Source organism: Thermomonas beijingensis, from assembly GCF_020034655.1.
In the GTDB taxonomy this organism is placed as follows: Bacteria; Pseudomonadota; Gammaproteobacteria; order Xanthomonadales; family Xanthomonadaceae; genus Thermomonas; species Thermomonas beijingensis.
In genome coordinates, this window is record NZ_JAIQDJ010000001.1 from 1,027,539 (window position 1) to 1,051,505 (window position 23,967).

A 23,967-nucleotide genomic window follows, 5' to 3' on the forward strand; every position below is an offset into this window, starting at 1 on the left:
TGCCGGGGCCGCTGTTGTTTCAAACGTTCCACTGCGGCCTGCATTTTCACCAAAGGTTGACACCATGCTTCCCCTCGTAGCCCTGGTTGGGCGCCCCAATGTCGGCAAGTCCACCCTGTTCAATGCGCTGACCCGCACCCGCGATGCGTTGGTGCACGACGAACCCGGCGTCACCCGCGACCGCAATTACGGCGTCTGCCGCTTGCTGGAAGGGCGGCCGTTTGTGCTGGTGGATACAGGCGGCATTGCCGGGGAAGATGAAGGGCTGGCCGGTGCCACGGCGCGGCAATCGCGTGCGGCGGCGGAAGAAGCGGATCTGATCTTGTTTGTGGTCGATGGTCGCGAAGGCGCATCGGCACTGGATGACGACATCCTGCGCTGGCTGCGCAAGCAATCCAAGCCGACCTTGCTGGTCGTCAACAAATCCGATGGCATCGACTTGCAGACCGCGTTGGCGGAGTTTGCCCGCTATGGGTTTGGCGACGCCTTGCCGGTGTCGTCGGCGCAGCGTACCGGCATTGATGCGCTGCTGGCCAAAACCGCCGCTTTGCTGCCGGCAGAGGGCAGTACCGAAACACTTGATGATGATCCAAGCCGCGTTCGTATAGCCTTTGTTGGCCGCCCCAACGTGGGCAAATCCACCTTGGTCAACCGCATTCTGGGCGAAGAACGCATGATCGCCTCCGACGTGCCGGGCACCACCCGTGACTCGATCGCGGTGGATCTGGAGCGCGATGGCCGCAAGTACCGCTTGATCGACACGGCCGGCTTGCGTCGGCGCGGCAAAGTGGAAGAGGCGGTGGAAAAGTTCTCCGCGTTCAAGACCTTGCAGGCCATCGAACAGTGTCAGGTCGCGGTGCTGATGCTCGATGCCAGCGAGGGTGTGACCGATCAAGACGCTACCGTGCTGGGTGCGATACTGGATGCCGGACGCGCCTTGGTCATCGTGCTCAACAAATGGGACGGCCGCACCGATTACGAGCGCCAGCAAGCCGAAGCCTTGGCCGCCCGCAAACTCAGTTTCGTGGAATGGGCCGAACGCGTGCGCATCTCGGCCTTGCATGGCTCGGGCCTGCGCGAATTGTTCAAGTCCATCCACCGCGCACACGCCTCGGCCACGCATGTATTCAGTACCGCCGATGTCACCCGTGCGGTGGAAGCCGCCTACACCGCTTATCCGCCGCCGGTGGTGCGTGGGCACGTGGCCAAGCTGCGCTTTGCACATCCCGGTGGCGACACACCGCCCACCTTCGTGGTGCATGGCACCCGTTTGAAGACCCTCAGCGCCACCTATCAACGCTATTTGGAAAATTTCTTCCGCAAGCGCTTCAAATTGGTGGGCACGCCCATTCGCTTCATTTTCCGCGAAAACAACAATCCGTACGAAGGCAAGAAAAACGTATTGACCGATCGCCAGGTGGAAAAGAAGCGCCGCTTGATGCGGCATGTGAAGCGCGGCGGCTGATGCAAGCACCGGCCAGCCTCACCCTCGGCATTTTGGCGGGTGGCCAGGCCACCCGGCTGGGCGGGCGCGACAAGGCATGGCTTGTGCGTGATGGTGTTGCGCAGGTGGTGCGCTTGGCACGGCAGTTCGCGCCGTACTGCACCGAGGTCTTGGTCAGCGCCAATCGCAATTTGCCGCACTATGCCGAGTACGGCCTGCATGCACATGCCGACCGTGTTGCCGGAATCGGCCCCATTGGCGGATTGGAGGTACTGGCCAACGCCTGCACCAGCACGTGGCTGTTGACCGTATCGGTAGATGTGTTGCAACTGCCCGACACCCTGTTGCCTCGGCTTGCGCAGGCAGGCGGGGAGGGTGCGGTGAGCTGCGACGACGACGGCCTGCAGCCGTTGGTGGCGTTGTATCGTGTGGATGCGTTGCGCCCGGCACTGGCGGCGGCACTGGCGGTGCAGCAGCACTCAGTGCGGCAGATGCAAGCGGTGTTGGGGTTGCCTCACGTGCTGTTTTCCGGGGCGCACTTTGGCAACCTCAATACCCCCGAAGACCTGCACCAAGCCGGCTGCAGCGATGCCGACAGCGCGGTCCACAGAGGATAATCCGCCGATGGATAGCCACAGCATCCCCCCGCGTGAAGCGCGGCGCCGGCAACAAGCCGGTGCGTTGCTGATCGACGTGCGCACCGATCACGAGCGCACACTCGGCATGGCCGAAGGCGCGTTGGGTGTGGCGCGCGAAGCGCTATTGCGCGATCCGGCCGCGCATATCGCAGCACAAACCAGCGAAGTGCTGCTGCTTTGCCAAGCCGGCGTACGCTCTGCACAGTGCGCCCACGCGCTGGCGGCGCTGGGCTATCGCAATTTGTCCTCGGTGCAAGGTGGCACGCAAGCGTGGGCGGCGGCAGGGCTGCCGATGTGCAAGCCCGACATCGATGCGGATTTCGGCGAACGCTATTCGCGCCATTTGCGTTTGCCTGAGGTGGGCTTGGCCGGGCAGAAAACGCTGGAAGCCGCACGCGTGTTGCTGGTGGGTGCCGGTGGACTGGGTTCGCCGGCTGCGTTTTATTTGGCCGCCGCTGGTGTGGGCCACTTGCGGATTGCCGATGACGACGTGGTCGATCGTAGCAATTTGCAGCGCCAGATCCTGCATACCAATGCACGCATTGGCGAGCCGAAAGTGGCATCGGCAGCAGCCACCTTGTCGGCATTGAATCCGCGGACCTGCATCGAAGCCGTGGCTGAGCGGGTGAGTGCGGCCAATGTTGAACGCATGCTGGAGGGTGTCGATGTAGTGCTGGATGGCGGCGACAATTTTCCGGTGCGCTACCTGCTGAACGATGCCTGCGTGCAGTTGCGCAAGCCGCTGGTGTATGGCGCGGTGCATCGCTTCGAAGGTCAGCTCAGCGTGTTCGATGCTGGCCGCCAACGCGGCCTTGCACCGTGCTACCGCTGTTTGTTTCCAGAGCCACCGCCAGCAGAGGCGGCGCCCAATTGCGCCGAGGCCGGCGTGCTGGGCGTGCTGCCGGGCGTGATTGGCATCCTGCAAGCCACCGAAGTACTCAAACTGCTGCTGGGTCTCGGAGAATCTCTGGCCGGGCGCATCCTGCAATTTGATGCGCTGGGGATGCGGTTTCGCGAATTTATCGTGACCGCTGACCCGCAGTGTCCGGTTTGCGCGCCGGATCGCGCTTTCCTTGGGTATGTGGATGAAGCGGCCGTGTGTGCCGCCGGGGATGCAAGGGGATGATGGCCAAGGCATGGATGCATGCGCTGCTGGGTGCGTGCTTGTTGTTGGTGTCGGGCGGTGTGTTGGCGGCGGATCTTTGTCCGCAGTTGAGCCAACGCCAAGGGGATACCCAGGTGGCTACCCGCATTATTGCGATTGCTTGTGACGAATACTTGCGCTGGAACCGGCCGTTTATTGATAGCGATGGAAAACTGGCCAATCTGCCGGCATACGAGGCAGAGAGTAATGGGCTGAAGGATGGCGGCGCGCCGTGGCGGCGCGTCGCGTTCTACTGGCAATCCAGTGGCCTGTTGCAGGCAATGGCATTCAAAGCCGGGGCCAGCGATTGCACTTATGCCGCGATGAGTTTGAGCTACCAAGGCTTGGGGTGTCGCGGCTTCGTGATCGACAATCCGTGGTCGGCGGCATTCATCAGTTGGGTGATGCAGCGTGCCGGTGTGCCCGGGTTTCATGATTCGCCCAGTCACTTCGACTATGTGCGTGCCGCACGTAAAGATGCCGCCAGCCCGTATCGATTCGTCGCCCCCACCAGCGCCGAAGTACAAGCCGGAGACCTGCTTTGTTTTGTGCGCAGCAAGGCGCTCTATGGTTATGACGGGCTAGTCAAACGCATCGACGCGGGTGATGGCGGCTTGCCAATGCATTGCGACATCATTGTCGCCATCGACGCCGGCAAGGTGTATGCCATTGGCGGCAATGTTCAGCAGGCGGTGACGCTGCGCATTCTGCCCGTGGATGCCCAAGGCCGGTTGAGCGGGCTGTTGATGCGCAGCGCCGATGACAGTCCGTGTGCGCCCGACAGCGCGGCAAGTTGTAATTTCAACCGGCAGGATTGGGCGGTGTTGCTTGCCTTGAAATCGCAGGACGAACTGGCACGCATAGGGTCGGTGCTGCCGCCTGGCAGCCAGTACAACCCGCCAGTGCCGGAGACCTGTTGCGTCAATTGCGTACTGGGATCGGGCGTACCGCGTTGCCCAACACCGGGCCAGCCGCTACTGAAGCCTGCAACTCCGGATGAGCCGTTGCCCGGCGGGGGGTGACGGGGCCTCAGCTTGCCGCAGGTGGCTTGCTGCTGCGCAATCGTGGCTTCGCGCGCGGGTCAATCTGCACGCCCATGATGGTATTGCAGTGGATGCAGCTGTAGCTCAGGCACCTCGCCTTGCTGGTGCCGTCGACCATGCCGACGATGTGTTCCACATTGACGTGCAATACGCGCTTGCCGCATTTCGGGCATTCGCCCTGAAGGATTGCCATGCTGCCCCTCGCCAGATGGTGTGGTGCCCGTGTCCTGATCAACGCCTATGAACCATGAAGCCGGCCAAACCAGAGAGGGTTGCGGTCAACTTCGTCAAGGCGAACATCCCTGTGCTGCATAACCTACACCCGTTCGCGTTCCGCGTCGCCTGCCAGCTAGGCGATAATAGCTGCTTCCTGCCCACCAGATTTCTGCATGACCGCCAAGATTCTCGATGGAAAGCGCATCGCCGACACCCTGCTGTTGACCCTGAAGGCGCAGGTGGATGCACGGCTGGCGGCTGGCAAAACACGGCCCGGTCTTGCGGTGGTATTGGTCGGCAGCGACCCGGCCAGTCAAAGCTATGTGCGCAATAAAAAGCGTGCGGCCGAAAAAGTGGGCATCCGTGCGTTCGATTACGACCTGCCGGCTGGCACCAGCGAGGCCCAGCTGCTGGCGCTGATCGATGAACTCAATGCCAATCCGGACGTACACGGCATCCTGATTCAGCTGCCACTGCCCGGTATCAGTGATGCCAGCGCATTGATCGAACGCATTCACCCAGACAAGGATGTGGACGGTTTCCACCCCGAGAATGTGGGCCATCTGGCGCTGCGCCAGTTTGGTTTGCGCCCGTGCACGCCACGCGGCATCACCACGCTATTGGCATGGACCGACAAGCCGGTGCGCGGCCAAAGCGCGACGATTGTGGGCGTGTCCAACCACGTGGGTCGGCCGATGGGGCAGGAATTGCTGATTGCCGGTTGCACCGTCACCAGCTGCCACAAATTCACCCCGATGGACGTGCTCAAACGCCATGTGGGTGAAGCCGACATTCTGGTGGTTGCCGCCGGCAAGCCGGGCTTGATTCCTGGTGAATGGGTCAAGCAAGGCGCGGTGGTGATTGATGTGGGCATCAACCGCCTAGAGGATGGCCGGCTGGTCGGCGATGTGGGCTTTGACGAAGCGGCCCAACGTGCCAGTTGGATTACCCCGGTGCCTGGCGGAGTGGGGCCGATGACCGTGGCCACGTTGATGCAAAACACGCTGGAAGCGGCGGAATTGGCGGACGGCAGTCTGTAAACGCGCTACAATGGCGCGCTTCCCCACTTCCTAATGGGTCTGCCGATGCTCCGCATCCTGGCTGAAGCACTGACGTACGACGACGTTTCCCTGGTTCCCGCGCATTCCACCATCCTGCCCAAGGATGTCTCTCTGGAAACGCGCCTGACCCGCAACCTGCGCATCCGCCTGCCACTGGCTTCTGCCGCGATGGATACCGTCAGCGAGGCGCGCCTTGCGGTGGCGATGGCACAGCTGGGTGGCATTTCGATCATCCACAAGAACATGACCGCGCAGGCGCAGGCACAGCAAGTGGCGTGGGTCAAGAATTTTGAGGCCGGTGTCATCCGCGACCCGTTCACGGTGGGGCCGGATGCGACCATTGGCGAGGTGCTCAAACTCACCCGCGCACGCAACATTTCCGGTGTGCCGGTGGTGGATGACTCTGGCCACTTGGTGGGCATCGTCACCGGTCGCGACATGCGCTTTGAGAAGAAGCTGGATGATCCGATCCGCCACATCATGACCAAGAAGGAAAAACTGGTCACGGTGAAGGAAGGTGCCAGCGACGACGAAGTGATGGGCCTACTGCACAAGCACCGCATTGAAAAAGTACTGGTGGTCAACGACGAGTTCGCATTGCGCGGGCTGATTACGGTCAAAGACATCCAGAAAAAATCCGACAATCCCAATGCCGCCTATGACCTCAGCGAACGCTTGCTGGTGGGCGCGGCGGTGGGCGTGGGCGGCGACACCGAGCAGCGTGTGGAAGCGTTGGTGGCGGCCGGGGTGGACGTGGTGGTGGTAGATACCGCGCACGGCCATTCGCAGGGCGTGATCGAGCGCGTGGCTTGGGTGAAGAAGACCTTCCCGAACGTGCAGGTGGTGGGCGGCAATATCGTCACCGGTGATGCCGCACTGGCGCTGATGGATGCCGGTGCCGATGCCGTCAAGGTCGGCGTTGGCCCCGGCTCGATCTGCACCACCCGCATCGTGGCCGGCGTGGGCGTGCCGCAAATCACTGCGATTGATATGGTGGCCAATGCGCTGCAGGACCGCATTCCGCTGATTGCGGATGGTGGCATTCGCTATTCGGGTGATATCGGCAAGGCGTTGGTGGCCGGTGCCTCCACGGTGATGATTGGCGGCCTGTTTGCCGGCACCGAAGAAAGCCCGGGCGAGATCGAGTTGTTCCAAGGCCGCAGCTACAAGAGCTATCGCGGCATGGGCAGCTTGGGCGCGATGGAGAAGGGTTCGAAGGACCGCTATTTCCAGGATGCTGCCGATGCCGACAAATTGGTGCCGGAAGGCATCGAAGGGCGCGTCCCCGTGCGTGGCCCGCTGTCCGGCGTGGTGCATCAATTGATGGGCGGCCTACGCGCCACCATGGGCTATGTGGGCTGCGCCACGGTGGAAGACATGCGCACACAGCCGTCCTTCGTGAAGGTGACCGGCGCCGGCCAGCGCGAAAGCCACGTCCACGATGTGCAGATCACCAAAGAGCCGCCGAACTACCGGGCGTCCTGAGCATGACCAATATCCACACCGACAAACTTCTGATTCTCGATTTCGGCGCGCAGTACACCCAGCTGATCGCCCGTCGCATCCGCGAGTTCGGGGTGTATTGCGAAATTTGGGCGTGGGACCACGATCCCGCCGAAATCGCCGCGTTCGGCGCGAAGGGCATCATCTTGTCGGGCGGCCCGGAATCGACCACCGAGGTCGGTTGCCCAACCGCGCCGCAGCAAGTGTTCGACGCAAACGTGCCGATCCTCGGCATTTGCTACGGCATGCAAACGCTGGCCAAGCAGTTGGGTGGCGATACCGAAGCGGGCAATCAACGCGAATTCGGCCATGCCGCGCTGGACATCATCGGCAATGACGCGCTGTTGGCACCGGTGGCCACGACCGACGCACTGCGCAATGTGTGGATGAGTCACGGCGACCATGTCTCCAAAGCGCCGGCAGGATTCACCATCACCGCCAAGACCGACCGACTTGGTATTGCTGCCTTTGCCAATGATGCGAAGAAAATCTATGGCGTGCAGTTCCACCCGGAAGTGACGCACACCGCCGCCGGCGAGGCGCTGCTGCGCCGCTTTGCGGTGGATATCTGCGGCTGCCAAACCTTGTGGACGGCGGCCAATATCATCGACGATCAGATCGCCCGCGTGCGCGCGCAGGTGGGGTTCGATGAAGTGATTTTGGGCCTGTCCGGCGGCGTCGATTCTTCGGTGGTGGCCGCATTGCTGCACAAGGCGATTGGCGAGCAACTCACCTGCGTGTTCGTCGACACCGGTCTGCTGCGTTGGCAGGAGGGCGATGCGGTGATGGCGATGTTCGCCGAGGCTTCCAATAAGGGATGTATGGGCGTCAAGGTCGTGCGCGTCAACGCCGCCGAGCGCTATTTCAAGGCGCTGCAAGGCGTGTCTGATCCGGAAGCCAAGCGCAAGATCATCGGCAATCTGTTCGTCGAGATTTTCGATGAAGAATCCAGCAAACTCCGCAATGCCAAGTGGCTGGCGCAGGGCACCATCTATCCCGACGTGATCGAATCGGCCGGCAGCAAGACCGGCAAGGCCCACGTCATCAAGAGCCACCACAATGTCGGTGGCCTGCCCGAACACATGAAGCTGGGGCTGGTCGAACCGTTACGCGAATTGTTCAAAGACGAAGTGCGCCGGCTGGGCGTGGAGCTCGGCCTGCCACGCGAGATGGTCTATCGCCATCCGTTCCCCGGGCCCGGCCTCGGCGTGCGTATCCTGGGCGAAGTGAAGCCCGAATACGCCGAATTGTTGGCCAAGGCCGATGCGATCTTCATCGATGAACTGCGCAAAGCGGGTCTGTACGACAAAACTTCGCAAGCGTTCGCCGTCTTCCTGCCGGTCAAATCGGTCGGCGTGGTCGGCGACGCCCGCGCCTACGAATGGGTGATCGCGCTGCGTGCGGTGGAAACCATCGACTTCATGACCGCGCACTGGGCGCACCTGCCATACGATTTCCTTGGCACCGTGAGCAACCGCATCATCAATGAACTGCGCGGCGTGTCACGCGTGGTGTACGACATCTCCGGCAAGCCACCAGCGACAATCGAGTGGGAATGATTCCGCGTCTGGCACAGCCAGGCACCTGATGGCATGAAATGCCGCTAAGCCCGCGTAATTGCGGGCTTTTTTTTGTTTGTGTTTGGCACGATCTGGCAACGGGAGGAAGCGCCAAGCACCGTTTGAGCATGGCATTAAAGCTGGTATTATGGTTTGGCGATGCCATGATTGATGCCGATACCATGCTGCGTTCTTTTGTGTGTTCATGGTATTAATATTCTATAAGTTACTGTTTCGTAAGAAAAAATACGATAAATTCGAGATTTTTTCAGCATGGTATCGGAGACGAAGAAGGACAAGGTACATGCTGACCGATACCAAGCTGCGCAATCTCAAGCCCAGGGACAAACTCTACAAAGTGAATGACCGGGAAGGTCTCTATGTGGCAGTGACTCCAGCCGGCTCCATCTCGTTCCGTTACAACTACTCAATCAACGGTCGGCAGGAGACCATCACCTTTGGGCGTTATGGTGTCGGTGGCATCACCCTGGCCGAAGCCCGCGAGCTGTTGGGTGACGCCAAGAAGATGGTTGCGGCGGGCAAGTCGCCGGCCAAGGAGAAAGCCCGAGACAAGGCGCGGGTGAAAGATGCAGAGACGTTCGGTGCCTGGGCGGAGAAGTGGCTGCGTGGCTACCAGATGGCCGACTCCACCCGCGATATGCGCCGCTCGGTTTATGAGCGTGAGCTGAAGCCGAAATTCAGCAATCAGAAGCTGGTGGAGATCACCCACGAAGACTTGCGGGCGCTGGCTGATGCCATTGTTGAGCGAGGCGCACCGGCCACCGCCGTTCATGTGCGTGAAATCGTGTTGCAGGTATTTCGCTGGGCCATCGAGCGTGGGCAGAAGGTCGAAAACCCGGCAGAACTGGTGCGCCCAACAAGCATCGCTCGATTCGAGCCACGTGACCGAGCGTTGACGCCAGAAGAAATTGGGCTGATGTACCAGTACATGGAGCGAGTGGGCACAAGCCCAACAAACCGTGCGGCGGCCAAGCTGTTATTGCTGACGATGGTGCGCAAGAGCGAGCTGACCAATGCGACCTGGAGCGAGATCAATTTCAGCGAAGCGTTGTGGACGATTCCAAAGGAGCGGATGAAACGCCGTAACCCGCACCTGGTATTTCTGTCCCAGCAGGCTCTGGATATTTTCATTGCCATGAAAACCTTTGCCGGTGGTTCCGACTTCGTTTTGCCATCACGGTACGACTCGGATGCGCCGATGAGCGCTGCCACACTTAACCAGGTGCTGACGCTGACTTACAAGGCGGCGCAGAAAGATGGGAAGTCACTTACCAAGTTCGGACCGCATGATTTGCGGCGCACAGCCAGCACGCTGTTGCATGAGGCCGGCTACAACACCGACTGGATCGAGAAGTGCCTGGCGCACGAGCAGAAGGGCGTGAGGGCTGTCTACAACAAGGCTGAGTACCGCGAGCAGCGGGCGGCGATGTTGCAGGATTGGGCCGATATGATTGATGAGTGGACTTCGGGAGGCAGTAAGGGTTGATGTTTTTGCTATCTTTGATAGCATTGAAGTTGATGCCGTGAATTTATAAATAAGGCCGCCATTGGCATCGGGCAGGTCAATTACCGATTAGCTGCTTCGCGCAGCTACTCGATGAATAGCAACTATTCATTTGAGAGGTATTGACCCATGCAAAATATAAAGACCCTCATCAACAGGAAGAAGCTCCTGGAGATGATCCCGCTTTCGACACGAACAATTTATAACCTGGAGCAGCGAGGGGATTTTCCACGCCGTATCGCGTTAACCAGTAGAAATGTCGCCTGGGATTTGTCAGAGGTCGAAGAGTGGATTGAGGCACGTAAATCATCGGGTGATCAAGCTGCGCGACCTGGCCCTATAGAGGGCTAGTTATATGGCTCTTGATCTTATGGCGGCTTTCACGGAATTGCCGCCACCCATTGATTATGTTCTGCCTAATATGGTTGCTGGCACTGTTGGTGCTCTTGTGTCGCCTGGTGGGGCTGGTAAATCCATGTTGGCCCTTCAATTGGCTGCACAGATTGCAGGCGGGCCTGATTTACTTGAAATAGGCGAGTTTCCCACCGGGCAAGTGGTCTATCTGCCTGCTGAAGATCCACCGGCCGCTATTCACCATCGTCTGCACGCCCTTGGGGCACACCTCAGCGCAGCGGAACGGCAAGCCGTGGCTGATGGTTTGCTCATTGAACCCTTGATCGGTAAATGCCCAAACATCATGGCTGCTAGCTGGTTCGATGCTCTCAAACGAGCCGCTGAAGGTCGTCGCTTGATGATCTTGGACACTTTGCGGCGCTTCCACATTGAGGAGGAGAACGCTAGCGGGCCGATGGCGCAGGTTGTTGGGCACATGGAGGCCATAGCCGCTGATACAGGCTGCTCCATTGTGTTTCTGCACCACGCGAGTAAAAGCGCAGCCATGATGGGGTCGGGCGATCAACAGCAGGCCAGTCGTGGATCGTCCGTACTGGTTGATAACATCCGTTGGCAATCGTACCTATCCGGCATGACGCAAGGCGAGGCCGAGATACTGGGGGTCGATGATTGTCAGCGTGGGTATTTTGTCCGCTTTGGCGTCAGCAAGGCCAACTATGGCGCACCTTTTCAAGAACTCTGGTTTAGACGGCACGACGGCGGCGTGTTGAAGCCTGCTGTACTGGAGCGGCAGTGCAAGGTGAAAAGGAGACAGCGTGAAGAAGCCTAAGCATGACCTGACCCACGTCCGACATGATCCCGCGCACTGTTTGGCACCTGGCCTGTTCCGCAGCCTCAAGCGTGGCGATCGCAAACGCTGCAAGCTGGACGTGACCTACACCTTTGGCGAGGACGAATCCATGCGTTTCGTCGGATTCGAACCTCTCGGGGCCGATGATATGCGTCTTTTGCAAGGCATCGTGGCCCTTGGCGGCCCGAACGGCATCTTGCTAACCCCGGAACCGACCAGTGAGACGGGGCGACAGCTACGGCTATTCCTTGAACCCCGTTTCGAAGCCATTGAGCAAGACGGCTTGGTGGTTCGTGAGAGCCTGACCAAACTGCTCTCAGAAACGGGCATGACGGATAGCGGCGACAACATCAAGGCGCTCAAAGCCAGCCTGCTGCGCATGTCGAACGTCACCATCCTTGTGACGAAGGGACGGCGGCAAGCCGCGTTCCACCTGATGAGTCATGCTTTTGACGAGACGGACGGCAGGCTATGGGTTGCCCTGAATCCGCGTATTGCCGAAGCGATCCTGGGGCATCGTCCATATGCCCGTATCGACATGGCGGAAGTGCGGGTGCTACAGACTGATCCGGCACGGCTGATGCACCAACGGCTATGCGGCTGGATCGACCCCGGCAAATCCGGGCGCGTGGAACTGGACACGCTTTGCGGCTATGTCTGGCCAGATGAAGCCAATGCCGAAGCTATGAAAAAACGCCGTCAGACTGCCCGGAAGGCACTGGCCGAACTTGCCGCCGTGGGTTGGGTAGTGAACGAATACGCCAAGGGAAAATGGGAGATCAAGAGGCCTGGCCCCACGGCAACTGCACCCGTTTACCGTCGTAACGTTCCCTTGTTACCGTCGTAACGCTCCCCTTCTGCCGTCGTAACGTTCCCCGTCCCAATTTGGAAAACCCAGACGGTGCGCTGCTTTGCGGGCAGTTTGGGAAATCCATCCAAGATTATCTAAAGATAATCCATCATGCGCGGTGCAGCTCGCGCCTTGAGGGCGCGTTCTGACCTTGCCAATAAAGCCCTGGCGGGCTTTATCAATCGGCCATAGGCCGATGGTTTAACGCCAAGAAGAGAAGGCGGCTTCAGTGGCCGCTGAAACGCCTTGTGAGAGGGGAAAACAACCCGGAGTCCCTTATTCCATGAGCTGAAGCAGAATCTGCGTCTAACGGTGCTGGAGGGCCGCTGTGTGCACTTGTAGTTATCTGTACTGAAACCTTGGCTCGAAACGTGAAATGGCTAAGCAGTGCCCATTCGTTCGGTAAGAATAATAAGAAGATTATTATTCTTATTATTACCAAGCAGGAATGAGCCGTGTGTGTTGGACGCCCATAACCAGTAACCTGCGTGAAGGTGTCAACATCAGGAAAGGTTGCCCCTCAAGTATCAATACGTCGCCTTAGTGGTATGACGGGAGGGGAGGCAAATTTCTTGTGTTCATTGACACTTGAGGGGCGGGTTATGCCCTTCTTTTTTGGCGTCCAACTCGCCCCATCGGGGCGAATGGTTTGTGTCGATTGTTGGCATTTTAGGTTCCGATTTAAAGCCGATTGAGCAGCGATTTTGAAGCGACTATGTCGATTGCAGGCCGATTTGGTGACGATTACGGTTATGTTGCCAAGAATCGGTGTTTGTTTGACGATAAAACGCTTTACGTTCGATATGCGCTAGATTTTCAATAGTGGGTGAAATGCGGGCAGGATGGGTGAAGTTAGCTAACCGGCAAGCCGGTTATCTATCTTCACTGTCCCTTATTCGCGCCGGGGGCACTCAACGGGAATCCTGCCCTGCGGGGCTGATCGGCTACCGCCGGTTGCAAGAGTATAGGTCTTGCTATTTTTAATATCTTTGATAGCATGGTTGTCGGGTACACCAAAAGGGTATTGATATGGCAAATGTGCTTATCAGGAATTTACCCGCCGAGGTGCACCGTGCGTTGAAAGTTCGAGCAGCGCTCAACGATAGGAGCACCGACGCGGAAATACGCGAAATACTGACGGCGGCAGTACAGCCGCTAGAGCTTGAAGAGATTGGCCGGGAAGTTGGCTTGTCCGAAAGCGATAAAAAAACAGAGTAGTTTTACGTTTGTAAGTCCGGGCCTCAGCGCCAAGGGCAATACCGATCAGCTAGTGGCGTAGCTCTTCGATGAAACGTTGCCGAGAACAAGCACAACGCTTGGTCAAGGCAATGCCTTCTTTTCATCGACGGAGTACGACCATGAAGTCCAAAATTTTAGCGGCTAAAAAAACCGCTCTAGCCGTTGCACTCGCAACCGGCTTTATCACCACTACCACCGCCCCTGTGCAAGCTGGTATCCCCGTCATCGACGGCGGCAACCTGGCCCAGAACATCATGACGGCCATCGAGTCGGTGGCGCAGACGCTCAAGCAGATTGAGCAGTACCAGACCCAGTTGCAGCAGTACGAAAATCAGCTCCAGAACACGATGGCCCCAGCCGCGTATATCTGGGATCAGGCGCAGACTACGATCAACCGGCTGATTGCCGCGCAAAACACGCTGGCCTATTACGAGAACCAGCTAGGCAGCCTGGATCGTTACCTGGCCAAGTTTCAGGACGTGGCCTATTACCGCAGCTCGCCATGCTTCAACGGCAGCGGCGGATGCACGCCGGCCGAAAAGGCAGCGATGGAAGAGAACCGCCGCCTGGCGTCAGAGTCGCAAAAGAAGGCCAACGATGCCCTGTTCCAGACCGTTGCCGACCAGCAAAAGGCTTTGAAGGATGACGCCCGTACCCTGGAGCGGCTGCAAGGCGCGGCCCAGGGTGCAACTGGCCAGCTACAGGCCATCGGCTACGCCAACCAGCTCGCCAGCCAGCAGGCCAATCAGCTCTTGCAGATTCGCACCATGTTGACCGCCCAACACAACGCGGAGGCAGCCCGGATTGCAGCAGAACTCGATGCCGAGGCGCGAGGTGATGCCAGGGCCGAGCAAATGCGTACCTGGACGTTTCGCCCGAGTCCGGCAGACAACTACTAGGGAGGCGGTGAGATGAAAAAAATCTTTTTTACTACCGCGGCTACGTTGCTGTTGTTGGCTGGATGTGAACAGGAAAGGATGCCCGAACCAAATGCGGCGACGTGTGCCCCCGATGCGTTCCAGGCAGCACTGAATGAAATGCGCAGCGAAGCGAACCGAGAGGCCTTTACCGAGGAATGCAGAGCATTCCAGAAGGCCAAGCAGATGCGTCAGTGGGAGTTCAAGCCCAGCCCTAAAGATGATTATTGAGGTGGTCGCCATGAGAAAGAAAATTGCTCTAGGTGGCTTGATGATGGTCGCCACAATGGTGCTGGCTGAACCTGCAATGGCGCAGGAGCTAAGTAGCAGCGGTGTTATGAATGATGTGCTCAAGCGTTTTCATGATGCTGCCGCAACATGGGGGCCAGCTATTGAGTCCGCTGCATCGCGTTTGTTCTGGACGCTGGTTGTGATTTCGATGGTCTGGACATTCGGCATGATGGCTTTGCGCAAGGCCGACATTGGCGAGTTCTTCGCGGAGTTCGTTCGCTTCACGATCTTCACCGGCTTTTTCTGGTGGTTGCTGACGAATGCGAACCAGGGCATGAATATCGCCGGTACGATTGTTCAGTCATTGCAAACTCTGGGCGCGCAGGCGGGGGGACTTTCCAATAGCAATCTTGGGCCCTCCAGCATCCTTGATCTTGGTTTCGAGTTATACAACCGCACAGTACAGGCCACCTCGGAGCTGGGATGGCGGCAGATGGCAACTGCTCTGGTCATGGAGCTAATGGCCCTGGCTGTTTTGTTTGTCCTGGCGTTGATTGCGGTCAACCTGTTGCTGTTGCTCGCATCAGCCTGGATTCTGTTGTATGCCGGTGTGTTCTTCCTTGGCTTTGGTGGAAGTCGTTGGACTTCCGACATGGCGATCAATTACTACAAGACCGTGCTGGGCCTGGCCGCACAGCTTATGGCAATGGTGCTTCTGGTTGCGATTGGCAAAGAGTTCATCAATCACTACTACACGCAAATCAGCGAGAACATGGCATCCCAGGAACTGGCCGTGATGTTGGTTATATCGGTCATCTTGCTTTTCTTGGTCAACAAAGTTCCGCCGATGATTTCTGGTCTTGTGTCTGGTGGTGGTATTGGCGCAGCCGGTGGAATTGGAAACTTCGGTGCGGGTGCGGCAGTTGGGGCGGCGGTGACGGCGGCCAGTATGGCAACTGGCGGCGCTGCCCTGGCAGGTAAAGCGGTTATGGGTGCCGCAGCCGGTGCAGCCGGAGGTGCAAGTGCACTCCAAGCGGCTTTTCAGAAAGCATCAGCGAGTATGGAAACCGGCGGTGACATGTCCAGCATGGGGTCAGTTGTCAGCAGTGGCGGAAACGGTGGTGGTGAAGCGGGTACTGCTGGCAGTAGCCCATTCGCCCAAGCGGCTGGCTTTGGTGACAGCGGCAGTAGCTCAAGCGGTGGCGGCTTTGCCAAGGCCGCGAAGCTGGCCACAGGCACGGCCTCCGAGTTAGCCAAGGGTGTCGGCTCTCAAGTGAAGCAGGGATTCCAGGAGCGAGTGAGCGAAACCACAGGCGGAAAACTGGCTGCTTCGATACGCGAAAGCATGGAGCCGAAAGAAGCAAGCCAATCTGGCCAGTTCGAGGGCAATAGCTTGGGCGCCGATTCTGGCCCAGATAGTAACGAAGTCAGGAGTTAGCACGATGACGACATCAACATACATGGCCGCATTGGCGGCCCTGGATGAAGCGCCAAGGGAAGAAGTCAGCCAGGTATTTATTTCGCCGCTGGGTGATCAATCGACCGAGGTCGATGCAGAGACAGAAACAGCCGCTTTTGTATCACGGCCAGACCCTATGAGAGAGAGCGAAACTAAGCCGATAAGTATTGAGGTTAATGGCGGCAGGAATGAGCGGTCAGCATTCGCGGAGGCGGCGGGGCTGTACCTGTAGGCGCACCGGGCTGGCCACAACCAGCCCGGCACTTTCAATCAACACCTACTGGAGAGGTGAATTATGACAACACAACATATTATCGAACCAGGGCAAGCAGTGCATCAAGCAGCGGCTATTCTTTCTTCTTTGGAGTACATCAACCAAGCGGAAGCGCGGAGCCTTGGGCCATTGGCCGAAGCCGTCGCTAATGCTTTTATGGTGGTGTACTACCAAGCTGAAACGGGCCGGGCGACACAGGCTGATTTTCAAGAAGCAATGAACGCCTTGCGCCAAGCGTGCAGCTAATGACGAAAGGGCGGCCACTCGAACTGGCCGCCTTTTTCAATCTTCACTGTTTGGCCATTCCCGACCCACAGACGGCGCATCCATCCATTCGCGTTCCTCCGGCGGCAGCGGGTAAGCCCCGGATGCTTCCGCGTCGGCCAGTAGTTCGGCCAGTGTGTAGCGCACCCGACCAGTGGAAACGGCGCGGGCCGGGTCGGCCTTCTCATGCAGCCTGTTCTCTAGGTTCTTTGGGTCTGTCATCGGGCGACCTCAGCAAGCATGGATACTAGGTGTTCCAGGTCAGTGATCGAATGCGCCAGGAAGCGGCCGGCGCGGCAATCTGCAATCATTTCCTCAGTTTTTTCCTACTCATGTTCAACCTCGTTCGTACCAGCTCTTCGAGCGATTCACCACGCGCACGACCAGCAGCATCACCGGCACTTCGACCAGGACGCCGACCACGGTTGCCAATGCAGCGCCGGAGTGCAGACCGAACAAGCTGATGGCGGCCGCCACGGCCAGCTCGAAGAAGTTGCTGGCACCGATCAGGGCCGAAGGACAGGCGACAGAGTGCTTTTCCCCCGCCCGCTTGTTCAGCCAGTAGGCTAACCCGGAATTGAAGAACACTTGAATCAAGATCGGCACGGCTAGCATGGCGATCACTAACGGCTGCCGGATGATGGCCTCGCCCTGGAAGGCGAACAGTAGAACCAACGTCAGCAGCAGCGCGGCCATCGACCACGGCCCGATCTTCTGCATGGCCCGTTCAAAGGCGGCCTGTCCTTGCTTGAGCAGATGCCGCCGCAAGAGCTGCGCCAGGATCACCGGCACGATGATGTAGAGCACGACCGAAATCAGCAGCGTGTCCCAAGGCACCGAGATCGAGGACATGCCCAGCAGCAGGCCGACGATGGGCGCGAAGGCCACGATCATGATGGCGTCGTTCAGAGCCACTTGCGAGAGCGTGAAAAGCGGGTCGCCGTTGGTAAGGCGGCTCCACACGAACACCATTGCCGTGCAGGGCGCGGCGGCCAGCAAGATCAAGCCCGCGATGTAGCTGTCCAGTTGATCGGCCGGCAGGAACGGAGCGAACACTTGTCGGATGAACAGCCACCCCAGCAGGGCCATCGAGAATGGCTTGACGGCCCAATTCACGAACAGCGTGACGCCGATGCCGCGCCAATGCTCTTTGACCTGGTGCAGCGCCCCGAAGTCGATCTTGACCAGCATCGGGACGATCATTACCCAAATCAGCAGGCCCACCGGCAAATTGACCTGGGCCACTTCCATGCGGCCTATGGCCTGGAACACGTCAGGAAGGCCCTGGCCGAGCGCAACACCGGCGACGATGCACAGGGCCACCCACAGCGTCAGGTAACGCTCGAAGCCGCTCATCGGGGCCTGGCGCGGCTTCGCGGCGATGGCCTGTGCGCCGGCGCTCATGCTTCCTGCTCGGTCTTGCCGATGTTCGCCAGCTCGCGCTTGATGGCCGTCTGGTCAAGCATTTTGAGAGGCAGATTCACGAACAGGCGGACGCGGTTCATCATGTGCCGGAAGGTTTGTTCGAAGGCCCGGCGCTTCTCGGCGTCAGTGCCTTCGACGGCGGCCGGGTCTTCAAATCCCCAATGCGCCGAGATCGGCTGACCAGGCCACACCGGACACATTTCGCCGGCGGCGTTGTCGCAGACGGTGATGATGAAGTCCATCTTCGGTGCGTCGGGCGTGGCGTACTCGTCCCAGCTCTTGCTGCGCAGATTCTCGGTCGGGTAATTCACCGACTCCACCTTTTCGACGGCGAAGGGATTGACCTTGCCGGTTGGGTGACTGCCGGCGCTGTAGGCGCGGAAGCGCCCTTGCCCCATCGTGTTGATGAGAGCTTCGGCCATGATGCTGCGCGCCGAATTGCCGGTGCAGAGGATGAGGACGTTATAGATTCTTTCGGTCATGATGTTTCGCTTTCTGGTAGTGGCTGGGGAGCAATGGCGATGGATGAAAGATCGGTGGCCTCGTCGATGACGTGGCCGGCCGCTTTCCGTTCGGAATAGCGGTCTGTCAGTGCTTCACGGTGCGGCCGTACCAGCGCCGTGAAGCGCACCAGTTCTTCCATCACATCGGCTATTCGGTCGTAGTACGGCGAGGGCTTCATGCGGCCCGCCGCGTCGAACTCTTGGAACGCTTTGGCGATACTCGACTGGTTCGGAATGGTGAACATTCGCATCCAGCGGCCGAGCAGACGCAAGGTGTTCACGGCGTTGAAGCTCTGCGAGCCGCCGGATACCTGCATCACGGCCAGGGTGCGGCCTTGGGTCGGCCGGATGCCGGCCATTTCAAGCGGCAGATGGTCAATCTGCGCCTTCATGACACTGGTAATCTGACCGTGGCGTTCCGGGCTGCACCAGACTTGTCCCTCTGACCACTCGGACAGGGCGCGCAGCTCCTTGACGGCCGGGTGATCGTCGCTTTGCACTTGATCGGGCAACGGCAAATCGGACGGGTCGAAGATGCGTGTTTCTGCGCCAAAGAATTGCAGCAGCCGGGCCGCTTCCTCGACGGCCAGCCGTGAGAACGAGCGGGCGCGCAGCGAGCCATACAGCAGCAGGATACGCACCGGCGGGGCGTCGGGTGCCAGCCCGAGCGCCGGGCGCTCGATGGCAAAGGATTTGTCCAAAGCGGGCAAAGAATCGGGGTCGGAAAGATGGCGAAGTCTCATGCCAACACCTTCCCGGCTTCCGTGGTGCAAGACAGGTTGCACACCTGGCCGCCGCAGCAGTTTTCCGTGAGAAAGGCCACCAGGTTAGTGGCCGTCGAAAAGTTCGCCTCGTAGATCACAAATCGGCCTTCTTGCCGCGACGTGACCATGCCGGCGTGTGCCAGCTCTTTCAGGTGGAAGGATAGCGAAGACGGCGGGATGCCGGCCGCTTCGCTGATTTTTCCGGCGGCCATGCCGGCGGGGCCGGCCTGGACGAGAAGCCGGAACACCGCGAGGCGCGATTCTTGAGCGATGGCCGCCAGGGCGGCTACAGCATTTATCGTTTCCATGTTTCAATAATAGTCGAAATATGGAGTGTGCTCAATAGCTCATTTAAGCTGTAAAAATGAGCTAGGCGCATTTAGATCGATATGTGATAAATTGGCCTGCCAGTTTAAGATGGGTGCATTTGAGTATGCCCAAAGGAGCCCGCAAGTATGCGCAGGACGAAGCCAGTAGCCGCGCCGATGGTGGCGCGGGTCTATCTGCGCGTCAGCACCGACGCGCAGGACTTGGAACGCCAAGAGGCGATCACTACGGCCGCGAAGGCCGCCGGCTACTACGTCGCCGGCATCTACCGTGAGAAGGCATCCGGCGCACGCGCCGACCGGCCTGAGCTGCTGCGCATGATCGGCGACCTACAGCCCGGCGAGGTGGTCATTGCCGAGAAGATCGACCGCATCAGCCGCCTACCTTTGCCCGAGGCCGAGCGCCTGGTGGCCTCGATACAGGCCAAAGGCGCACGCCTGGCCGTCCCTGGCGTGGTCGATCTATCCGACCTGGCGGCCGAGGCCCAGGGCGTCGCCAAGATCGTGCTGGAAGCCGTGCAGATCATGCTTTTTCGCCTGGCCTTGCAGATGGCCCGCGACGACTACGAGGACAGGCGCGAACGCCAGCGCCAAGGCATTGAGTTGGCCCGCCAGGCCGGGCGGTACAAGGGCCGCCGTGCTGATCCGAAGCGCCGCGCCCAAGTTGTCGCGCTGCGCAAGTCCGGCTACAGCATCAACAAGACCGCCGAGCTGGCCGGGTACAGTGCGGCCCAGGTGAAACGGATATGGGCCGAGGTCAGCCAGGCCGAAGCGAAGCAGCACGGCGCGTTCGTGGAGGACGCATTGACGGAAGCCGATGCCCTGGCCGCTGTCGGCCAGGATGAGCGCCAGGAGGAAAGGGCATGAAGAAGCCGAACCAAGACGACGAGCCGTTTTTCATCACCGAGGAGATTGCGGCCGAAATGATCGCCGGCGGCTATGAGTTCGAGCTGCCGCCCATTCCTTGCACCATCCGCCTACGCGACGTGCTGGAGCGCATGACCGATGCTGAGCTAGCATTGCAGCCGGGCGAGATCGCCGACCAGGAGCGTGAACGCTGCCGGCGCAAGCCGTGTTCAACCTCATGATCTGGTCATGGTATTTTTCATGGCACTGAGCCTGATAGTTCTTGCAAATTGTTGTCACTAAAGGGTTTTGTGTGCTTGTTTACAATCGAGTGGGAGTGACGGGCACTGGCTGGCAATGTCTAGCAACGGCAGGCATTTCGGCTGAGGGTAAAAGAACTTTCCGCTAAGCGATAGACTGTATGTAAACACAGTATTGCAAGGACGCGGAACATGCCTCATGTGGCGGCCAGGACGGCCAGCCGGGATCGGGATACTGGTCGTTACCAGAGCCACCGACCCGAGCAAACCCTTCTCTATCAGATCGTTGACGAGTATTACCCGGCATTCGCTGCGCTTATGGCAGAGCAGGGAAAGGAATTGCCGGGCTATGTGCAACGGGAATTTGAAGAATTTCTCCAATGCGGGCGGCTGGAGCATGGCTTTCTACGGGTTCGCTGCGAGTCTTGCCACGCCGAGCACCTGGTCGCTTTCAGCTGTAAGCGTCGCGGTTTCTGCCCGAGCTGTGGGGCGCGGCGGATGGCCGAAAGTGCCGCCTTGCTGGTTGATGAAGTACTGCCTGAACAACCCATGCGTCAGTGGGTGTTGAGCTTCCCGTTTCAGCTGCGTTTCCTGTTTGCCAGCCGGCCCGAGATCATGGGGTGGGTGCTGGGCATCGTTTACCGCGTCATTGCCACGCACCTGGTCAAGAAAGCGGGCCATACCCACCAAGTGGCCAAGACGGGCGCGGTCACCCTGATCCAGCGTTTTGGATCGGCGCTCAATCTGAATGTTCACTTCCACATGCTGTTTCTCGACGGTGTGTATGTCGAGCAATCCCACGGCTCAGCGCGTTTCCGCTGGGTCAAGGCGCCGACCAGCCCAGAGCTCACCCAGCTGACGCACACCATCGCCCACCGGGTGGGTCGCTATCTGGAACGGCAAGGCCTGCTGGAACGGGATGTCGAAAACAGCTATCTGGCCTCGGATGCGGTGGATGACGACCCGATGACACCCCTGCTGGGGCACTCGATCACTTACCGTATCGCTGTCGGTTCACAGGCGGGGCGAAAGGTGTTCACTTTGCAAACTCTGCCGACCAGTGGTGATCCGTTCGGTGACGGGATTGGCAAGGTAGCCGGGTCCAGCCTGCACGCCGGCGTGGCGGCCAGGGCCGATGAACGCAAGAAGCTCGAACGGCTGTGCCGGTACATCAGCCGCCCGGCGGTATCCGAGAAGCGGCTGTCGTTAACACGAGGCGGCAACGTGCGCTACCAGCTCAAGACGCCGTACCGGGACGGCACCACGCACGTCATTTTCGAACCATTGGATTTCATTGCAAGGCTGGCCGCCCTGGTACCGAAGCCCAGAGTCAACCTAACCCGCTTCCACGGGGTGTTCGCACCCAACAGTCGGCACCGGGCGTTGGTCACGCCGGCAAAACGGGGCAGGGGCAACAAGGTCAGGGTGGCTGATGAACCGGCAACACCAGCACAACGGCGAGCGTCGATGACATGGGCGCAACGGCTCAAGCGTGTTTTCAATATCGACATCGAGACCTGCAGCGGCTGCGGCGGCGCCATGAAAGTCATCGCCTGCATTGAAGACCCTATAGTGATCAAGCAGATCCTTGATCACCTGAAGCACAAAGCCGAAACCAGCGGGACCAGGGCGTTACCCGAAAGCCGGGCGCCACCGGCTGAGCTGCTCCTGGGTCTGTTTGACTGACGAGCCTGAAGGCCAACGATACCAATCAAAATGCTGCGTTCACAGCGCCGCGGCAGGGATCCGCCGTGCTGGTTGTCGGAAAAGGAGCCGCTAGTGGGAAAGAGGAGGGTAAATTTTCAGCGTTGCTGGCTCCCCGTCAGCCGGATTGGGTTGCATCGCAGGGGTGTCGAAAGAGTCAACTGCGGTCCAAAGCTGTTGGACTTGGGTGAAAAGGGCGTTTATTCTTCCTATACGTTGTCGGCAGCGGGCCAAAAAGGAATACGTCCATGCCCATCGAGGTGAAACCGGCTGTGAGCGCGGGTTCAAGCATATAGCCCGACAGGCGCGTATCCTTGCCGATCACGACACGATGGCGGTGGTCACCGCGACGAAAGACACGGCCAGCCGCCATGCCGACGCGCAAGGCGGTTTCCGCCGTCATCGCGCCTTCGTTGGCTTTGCCACGAATACCGTCTGTGCCGAAATATTTGCGCACCATAAGGTCGATTATCCTGTCGTCGGGTCGCCCTCAAAGGGGACATGCCTGCTGAACCGCGAATATAGAGAAATATCCCGAATGTGCAGTTAACGAATTCTTGCGGTTTCTTTCAGCGCCGCCAATACCGCCAGCCCGTCGCGCAAGGGGCGCGGCTCGTGTGTGCGGATGAAGTCAGCTCCACCTGCGGCGGCGGCAAGCTCTGCAGCGAGTGTCGCGGCCCCGACATCCCCCGGACCACGGCCTGTGAGCGCGCGCAGAAAGGATTTGCGCGAAACAGACAGAAGCACCGGCAAATCGAAGCGCAGCCGCAATTCATCGAACCGCGCCAGCACCGAGAGCGAGGTTTCGGGAGCAGCCCCCAGAAAAAACCCCATGCCGGGATCAAGGACAAGGCGGTTGCGTTTGATACCGGCACCCGTCAGCGCCGCGATGCGCGCGTCAAAGAACGCCGCAATGTGATCCATGATGTCGCCAGCGGGTGCCTCGCGCCGATCTGCCTGCCCGTCTTGCACCGAATGCATAACGACGAGTTTGGCAGATGATTTCGCCAATTGCGGATAGAACGCAGCGTCTGGAAAACCGCGAATATCATTGAGATAGGCCACACCACGCGACAAGGCATAGGCTTGCGTCGCGGGTTGATAACTGTCGAGCGAGACGGGAATGCCATCTGCCTTGAGCGCGTCCAGCACCGGCGCGATACGCGCGATTTCTGTGTCGGACGAAACAGGCGCGGCGTCGGGATTGCTGGATGCCGGACCGAGGTCGATCACATCTGCCCCCTCGGCCATCAGCTTACGCGCCTGCGCAATGGCTGCGTCTGGCGCCAGATACCGGCCTCCATCGGAGAAACTGTCCGAGGTTATGTTGACGATGCCGAAAATGATGAGCGATTTATTCATGGGGGCTTCTATAATAATAATAATCGAGCATGAGTCTCATACGGATGCTCGGGTCGAAAGGGAATCCCCAGGCGAGTAACCTGTTTGCGGTGATCCATTAGCTGCAGGAGCAGAAGAGCATACATCTGGAAGCAAAGCCAGGAAAGCGGCCTATGGAGCTGTGCGGCAGCGCTCAGTAGGCAATTTTTCAAAATATTGTTAAGCCT

At 59.3% G+C, this 23,967-nt stretch carries 28 protein-coding genes; 20 read left to right on the forward strand and 8 right to left on the reverse strand.

Features of this window, described 5'->3' with window-relative positions; genetic code table 11:
- The first annotated feature begins 64 nt into the window (after positions 1-64).
- Genes der through K7B09_RS04770 form a run of 4 tightly spaced genes read left to right on the forward strand, consistent with a single transcriptional unit; the run spans position 65 to position 4,248 of the window.
- Positions 65-1,465: a ribosome biogenesis GTPase Der gene (gene der, locus K7B09_RS04755; RefSeq protein WP_223627309.1), complete on the forward strand. Its 1,401-nt coding sequence runs from the start codon at positions 65-67 to the stop codon at positions 1,463-1,465.
- Positions 1,465-2,061 carry a molybdenum cofactor guanylyltransferase gene (gene mobA, locus K7B09_RS04760; protein ID WP_223627311.1) on the forward strand — a complete coding sequence of 199 codons (597 nt, stop codon included), beginning with the start codon at positions 1,465-1,467 and terminating at the stop codon, positions 2,059-2,061. The genes der and mobA overlap by 1 nt, the downstream gene beginning before the upstream one ends.
- A gap of 7 nt (positions 2,062-2,068) precedes the next feature.
- Positions 2,069-3,208, forward strand: a complete 1,140-nt coding sequence (moeB, locus tag K7B09_RS04765) for a molybdopterin-synthase adenylyltransferase MoeB (protein ID WP_223627313.1) — start codon at positions 2,069-2,071, stop codon at positions 3,206-3,208.
- Positions 3,208-4,248: a DUF2272 domain-containing protein gene (locus K7B09_RS04770; RefSeq protein ID WP_223627316.1), complete on the forward strand. Its 1,041-nt coding sequence runs from the start codon at positions 3,208-3,210 to the stop codon at positions 4,246-4,248. The genes moeB and K7B09_RS04770 overlap by 1 nt, the downstream gene beginning before the upstream one ends.
- Positions 4,249-4,255: 7 nt before the next feature.
- On the opposite strand, the gene K7B09_RS04775 is transcribed toward K7B09_RS04770, so the two are convergent.
- The gene (locus K7B09_RS04775) at positions 4,256-4,462 is read right to left on the reverse strand and encodes a hypothetical protein (protein ID WP_223627318.1); all 207 of its coding nucleotides are present in this window, start codon (positions 4,460-4,462) and stop codon (positions 4,256-4,258) included.
- Between the two features lie 196 nt (positions 4,463-4,658).
- Here K7B09_RS04775 and folD point away from each other — a divergent pair, with 196 nt between their 5' ends.
- The 13 genes from folD (at position 4,659) to K7B09_RS04840 (ending at position 16,553) form a co-directional block, all read left to right on the forward strand.
- Positions 4,659-5,525 carry a bifunctional methylenetetrahydrofolate dehydrogenase/methenyltetrahydrofolate cyclohydrolase FolD gene (gene folD / locus K7B09_RS04780; protein ID WP_223627320.1) on the forward strand — a complete coding sequence of 289 codons (867 nt, stop codon included), beginning with the start codon at positions 4,659-4,661 and terminating at the stop codon, positions 5,523-5,525.
- Between the two features lie 45 nt (positions 5,526-5,570).
- Entirely contained in the window at positions 5,571-7,031 is a 1,461-nt protein-coding gene (gene guaB, locus K7B09_RS04785) for an IMP dehydrogenase (protein ID WP_223627322.1), read from the forward strand.
- Between the two features lie 2 nt (positions 7,032-7,033).
- Positions 7,034-8,608 carry a glutamine-hydrolyzing GMP synthase gene (guaA, locus tag K7B09_RS04790; protein WP_223627324.1) on the forward strand — a complete coding sequence of 525 codons (1,575 nt, stop codon included), beginning with the start codon at positions 7,034-7,036 and terminating at the stop codon, positions 8,606-8,608.
- A 304-nt stretch (positions 8,609-8,912) separates the two neighbouring features.
- Entirely contained in the window at positions 8,913-10,115 is a 1,203-nt protein-coding gene (locus K7B09_RS04795) for a tyrosine-type recombinase/integrase (RefSeq protein WP_000954590.1), read from the forward strand.
- Positions 10,116-10,262: 147 nt separating this feature from the next.
- Entirely contained in the window at positions 10,263-10,484 is a 222-nt protein-coding gene (locus K7B09_RS04800) for a helix-turn-helix transcriptional regulator (RefSeq protein ID WP_001179606.1), read from the forward strand.
- Positions 10,485-10,488: 4 nt separating this feature from the next.
- Complete coding sequence (locus tag K7B09_RS04805; protein WP_001162384.1) at positions 10,489-11,316, forward strand: helicase RepA family protein; 828 nt, start codon at positions 10,489-10,491, stop codon at positions 11,314-11,316.
- A complete protein-coding gene (gene repC, locus K7B09_RS04810) occupies positions 11,303-12,184 on the forward strand; it encodes a replication protein C, IncQ-type (protein ID WP_000743064.1) in 882 nt (293 codons plus the stop codon). The genes K7B09_RS04805 and repC overlap by 14 nt, the downstream gene beginning before the upstream one ends.
- A 1,032-nt stretch (positions 12,185-13,216) precedes the next feature.
- A complete protein-coding gene (locus K7B09_RS04815; protein ID WP_000024442.1) occupies positions 13,217-13,405 on the forward strand; it encodes a FitA-like ribbon-helix-helix domain-containing protein in 189 nt (62 codons plus the stop codon).
- Positions 13,406-13,545: 140 nt separating this feature from the next.
- Positions 13,546-14,325, forward strand: coding sequence for a P-type conjugative transfer protein TrbJ (gene trbJ, locus K7B09_RS04820; RefSeq protein ID WP_000836966.1), 780 nt, complete (start codon positions 13,546-13,548; stop codon positions 14,323-14,325).
- Positions 14,326-14,337: 12 nt separating this feature from the next.
- The gene (gene trbK / locus K7B09_RS04825) at positions 14,338-14,574 is read left to right on the forward strand and encodes an entry exclusion lipoprotein TrbK (RefSeq protein ID WP_000718002.1); all 237 of its coding nucleotides are present in this window, start codon (positions 14,338-14,340) and stop codon (positions 14,572-14,574) included.
- Positions 14,575-14,584: 10 nt separating this feature from the next.
- Complete coding sequence (gene trbL, locus K7B09_RS04830) at positions 14,585-16,012, forward strand: P-type conjugative transfer protein TrbL (protein ID WP_001405816.1); 1,428 nt, start codon at positions 14,585-14,587, stop codon at positions 16,010-16,012.
- Positions 16,013-16,016: 4 nt separating this feature from the next.
- Positions 16,017-16,265: a hypothetical protein gene (locus K7B09_RS04835; RefSeq protein WP_000213809.1), complete on the forward strand. Its 249-nt coding sequence runs from the start codon at positions 16,017-16,019 to the stop codon at positions 16,263-16,265.
- 63 nt (positions 16,266-16,328) lie between these two features.
- Positions 16,329-16,553: a type I toxin-antitoxin system ptaRNA1 family toxin gene (locus K7B09_RS04840; RefSeq protein ID WP_000211355.1), complete on the forward strand. Its 225-nt coding sequence runs from the start codon at positions 16,329-16,331 to the stop codon at positions 16,551-16,553.
- A 36-nt stretch (positions 16,554-16,589) separates the two neighbouring features.
- Here the strand turns inward: K7B09_RS04840 and K7B09_RS04845 are convergent, their stop codons facing one another.
- From K7B09_RS04845 to K7B09_RS04865, 5 genes are all read right to left on the reverse strand, one after another.
- Positions 16,590-16,793, reverse strand: a complete 204-nt coding sequence (locus K7B09_RS04845; protein ID WP_000131871.1) for a hypothetical protein — start codon at positions 16,791-16,793, stop codon at positions 16,590-16,592.
- A 114-nt stretch (positions 16,794-16,907) separates the two neighbouring features.
- The gene (gene arsB, locus K7B09_RS04850; protein WP_005015323.1) at positions 16,908-17,927 is read right to left on the reverse strand and encodes an ACR3 family arsenite efflux transporter; all 1,020 of its coding nucleotides are present in this window, start codon (positions 17,925-17,927) and stop codon (positions 16,908-16,910) included.
- 44 nt (positions 17,928-17,971) lie between these two features.
- Positions 17,972-18,478, reverse strand: coding sequence for an arsenate reductase ArsC (locus tag K7B09_RS04855; RefSeq protein WP_000140066.1), 507 nt, complete (start codon positions 18,476-18,478; stop codon positions 17,972-17,974).
- Positions 18,475-19,242: an arsenical resistance protein ArsH gene (gene arsH, locus K7B09_RS04860; RefSeq protein ID WP_001239389.1), complete on the reverse strand. Its 768-nt coding sequence runs from the start codon at positions 19,240-19,242 to the stop codon at positions 18,475-18,477. The genes K7B09_RS04855 and arsH overlap by 4 nt, the downstream gene beginning before the upstream one ends.
- Positions 19,239-19,571, reverse strand: coding sequence for an ArsR/SmtB family transcription factor (locus tag K7B09_RS04865; protein ID WP_000447876.1), 333 nt, complete (start codon positions 19,569-19,571; stop codon positions 19,239-19,241). The genes arsH and K7B09_RS04865 overlap by 4 nt, the downstream gene beginning before the upstream one ends.
- Positions 19,572-19,718: 147 nt before the next feature.
- On the opposite strand from K7B09_RS04865, the gene K7B09_RS04870 reads away from it, so the two are divergent.
- The 3 genes from K7B09_RS04870 (at position 19,719) to K7B09_RS04880 (ending at position 22,381) form a co-directional block, all read left to right on the forward strand.
- Positions 19,719-20,456, forward strand: a complete 738-nt coding sequence (locus tag K7B09_RS04870; protein WP_001366550.1) for a recombinase family protein — start codon at positions 19,719-19,721, stop codon at positions 20,454-20,456.
- Positions 20,453-20,677 (forward strand): hypothetical protein, encoded by a 225-nt coding sequence (locus K7B09_RS04875; protein ID WP_000743213.1) that lies wholly within the window; start codon positions 20,453-20,455, stop codon positions 20,675-20,677. Before K7B09_RS04870 ends, K7B09_RS04875 begins: the two co-directional genes overlap by 4 nt.
- 210 nt (positions 20,678-20,887) lie before the next feature.
- A complete protein-coding gene (locus tag K7B09_RS04880; RefSeq protein WP_001120888.1) occupies positions 20,888-22,381 on the forward strand; it encodes an IS91-like element ISCR2 family transposase in 1,494 nt (497 codons plus the stop codon).
- A 175-nt stretch (positions 22,382-22,556) separates the two neighbouring features.
- On the opposite strand, the gene K7B09_RS04885 is transcribed toward K7B09_RS04880, so the two are convergent.
- Together K7B09_RS04885 and sul2 are read right to left on the reverse strand one after the other, a co-directional pair.
- Entirely contained in the window at positions 22,557-22,859 is a 303-nt protein-coding gene (locus K7B09_RS04885) for a phosphoglucosamine mutase (RefSeq protein ID WP_000251875.1), read from the reverse strand.
- Between the two features lie 86 nt (positions 22,860-22,945).
- Entirely contained in the window at positions 22,946-23,761 is an 816-nt protein-coding gene (gene sul2 / locus K7B09_RS04890; RefSeq protein WP_001043260.1) for a sulfonamide-resistant dihydropteroate synthase Sul2, read from the reverse strand.
- Between the last annotated feature and the right edge of the window lie 206 nt (positions 23,762-23,967).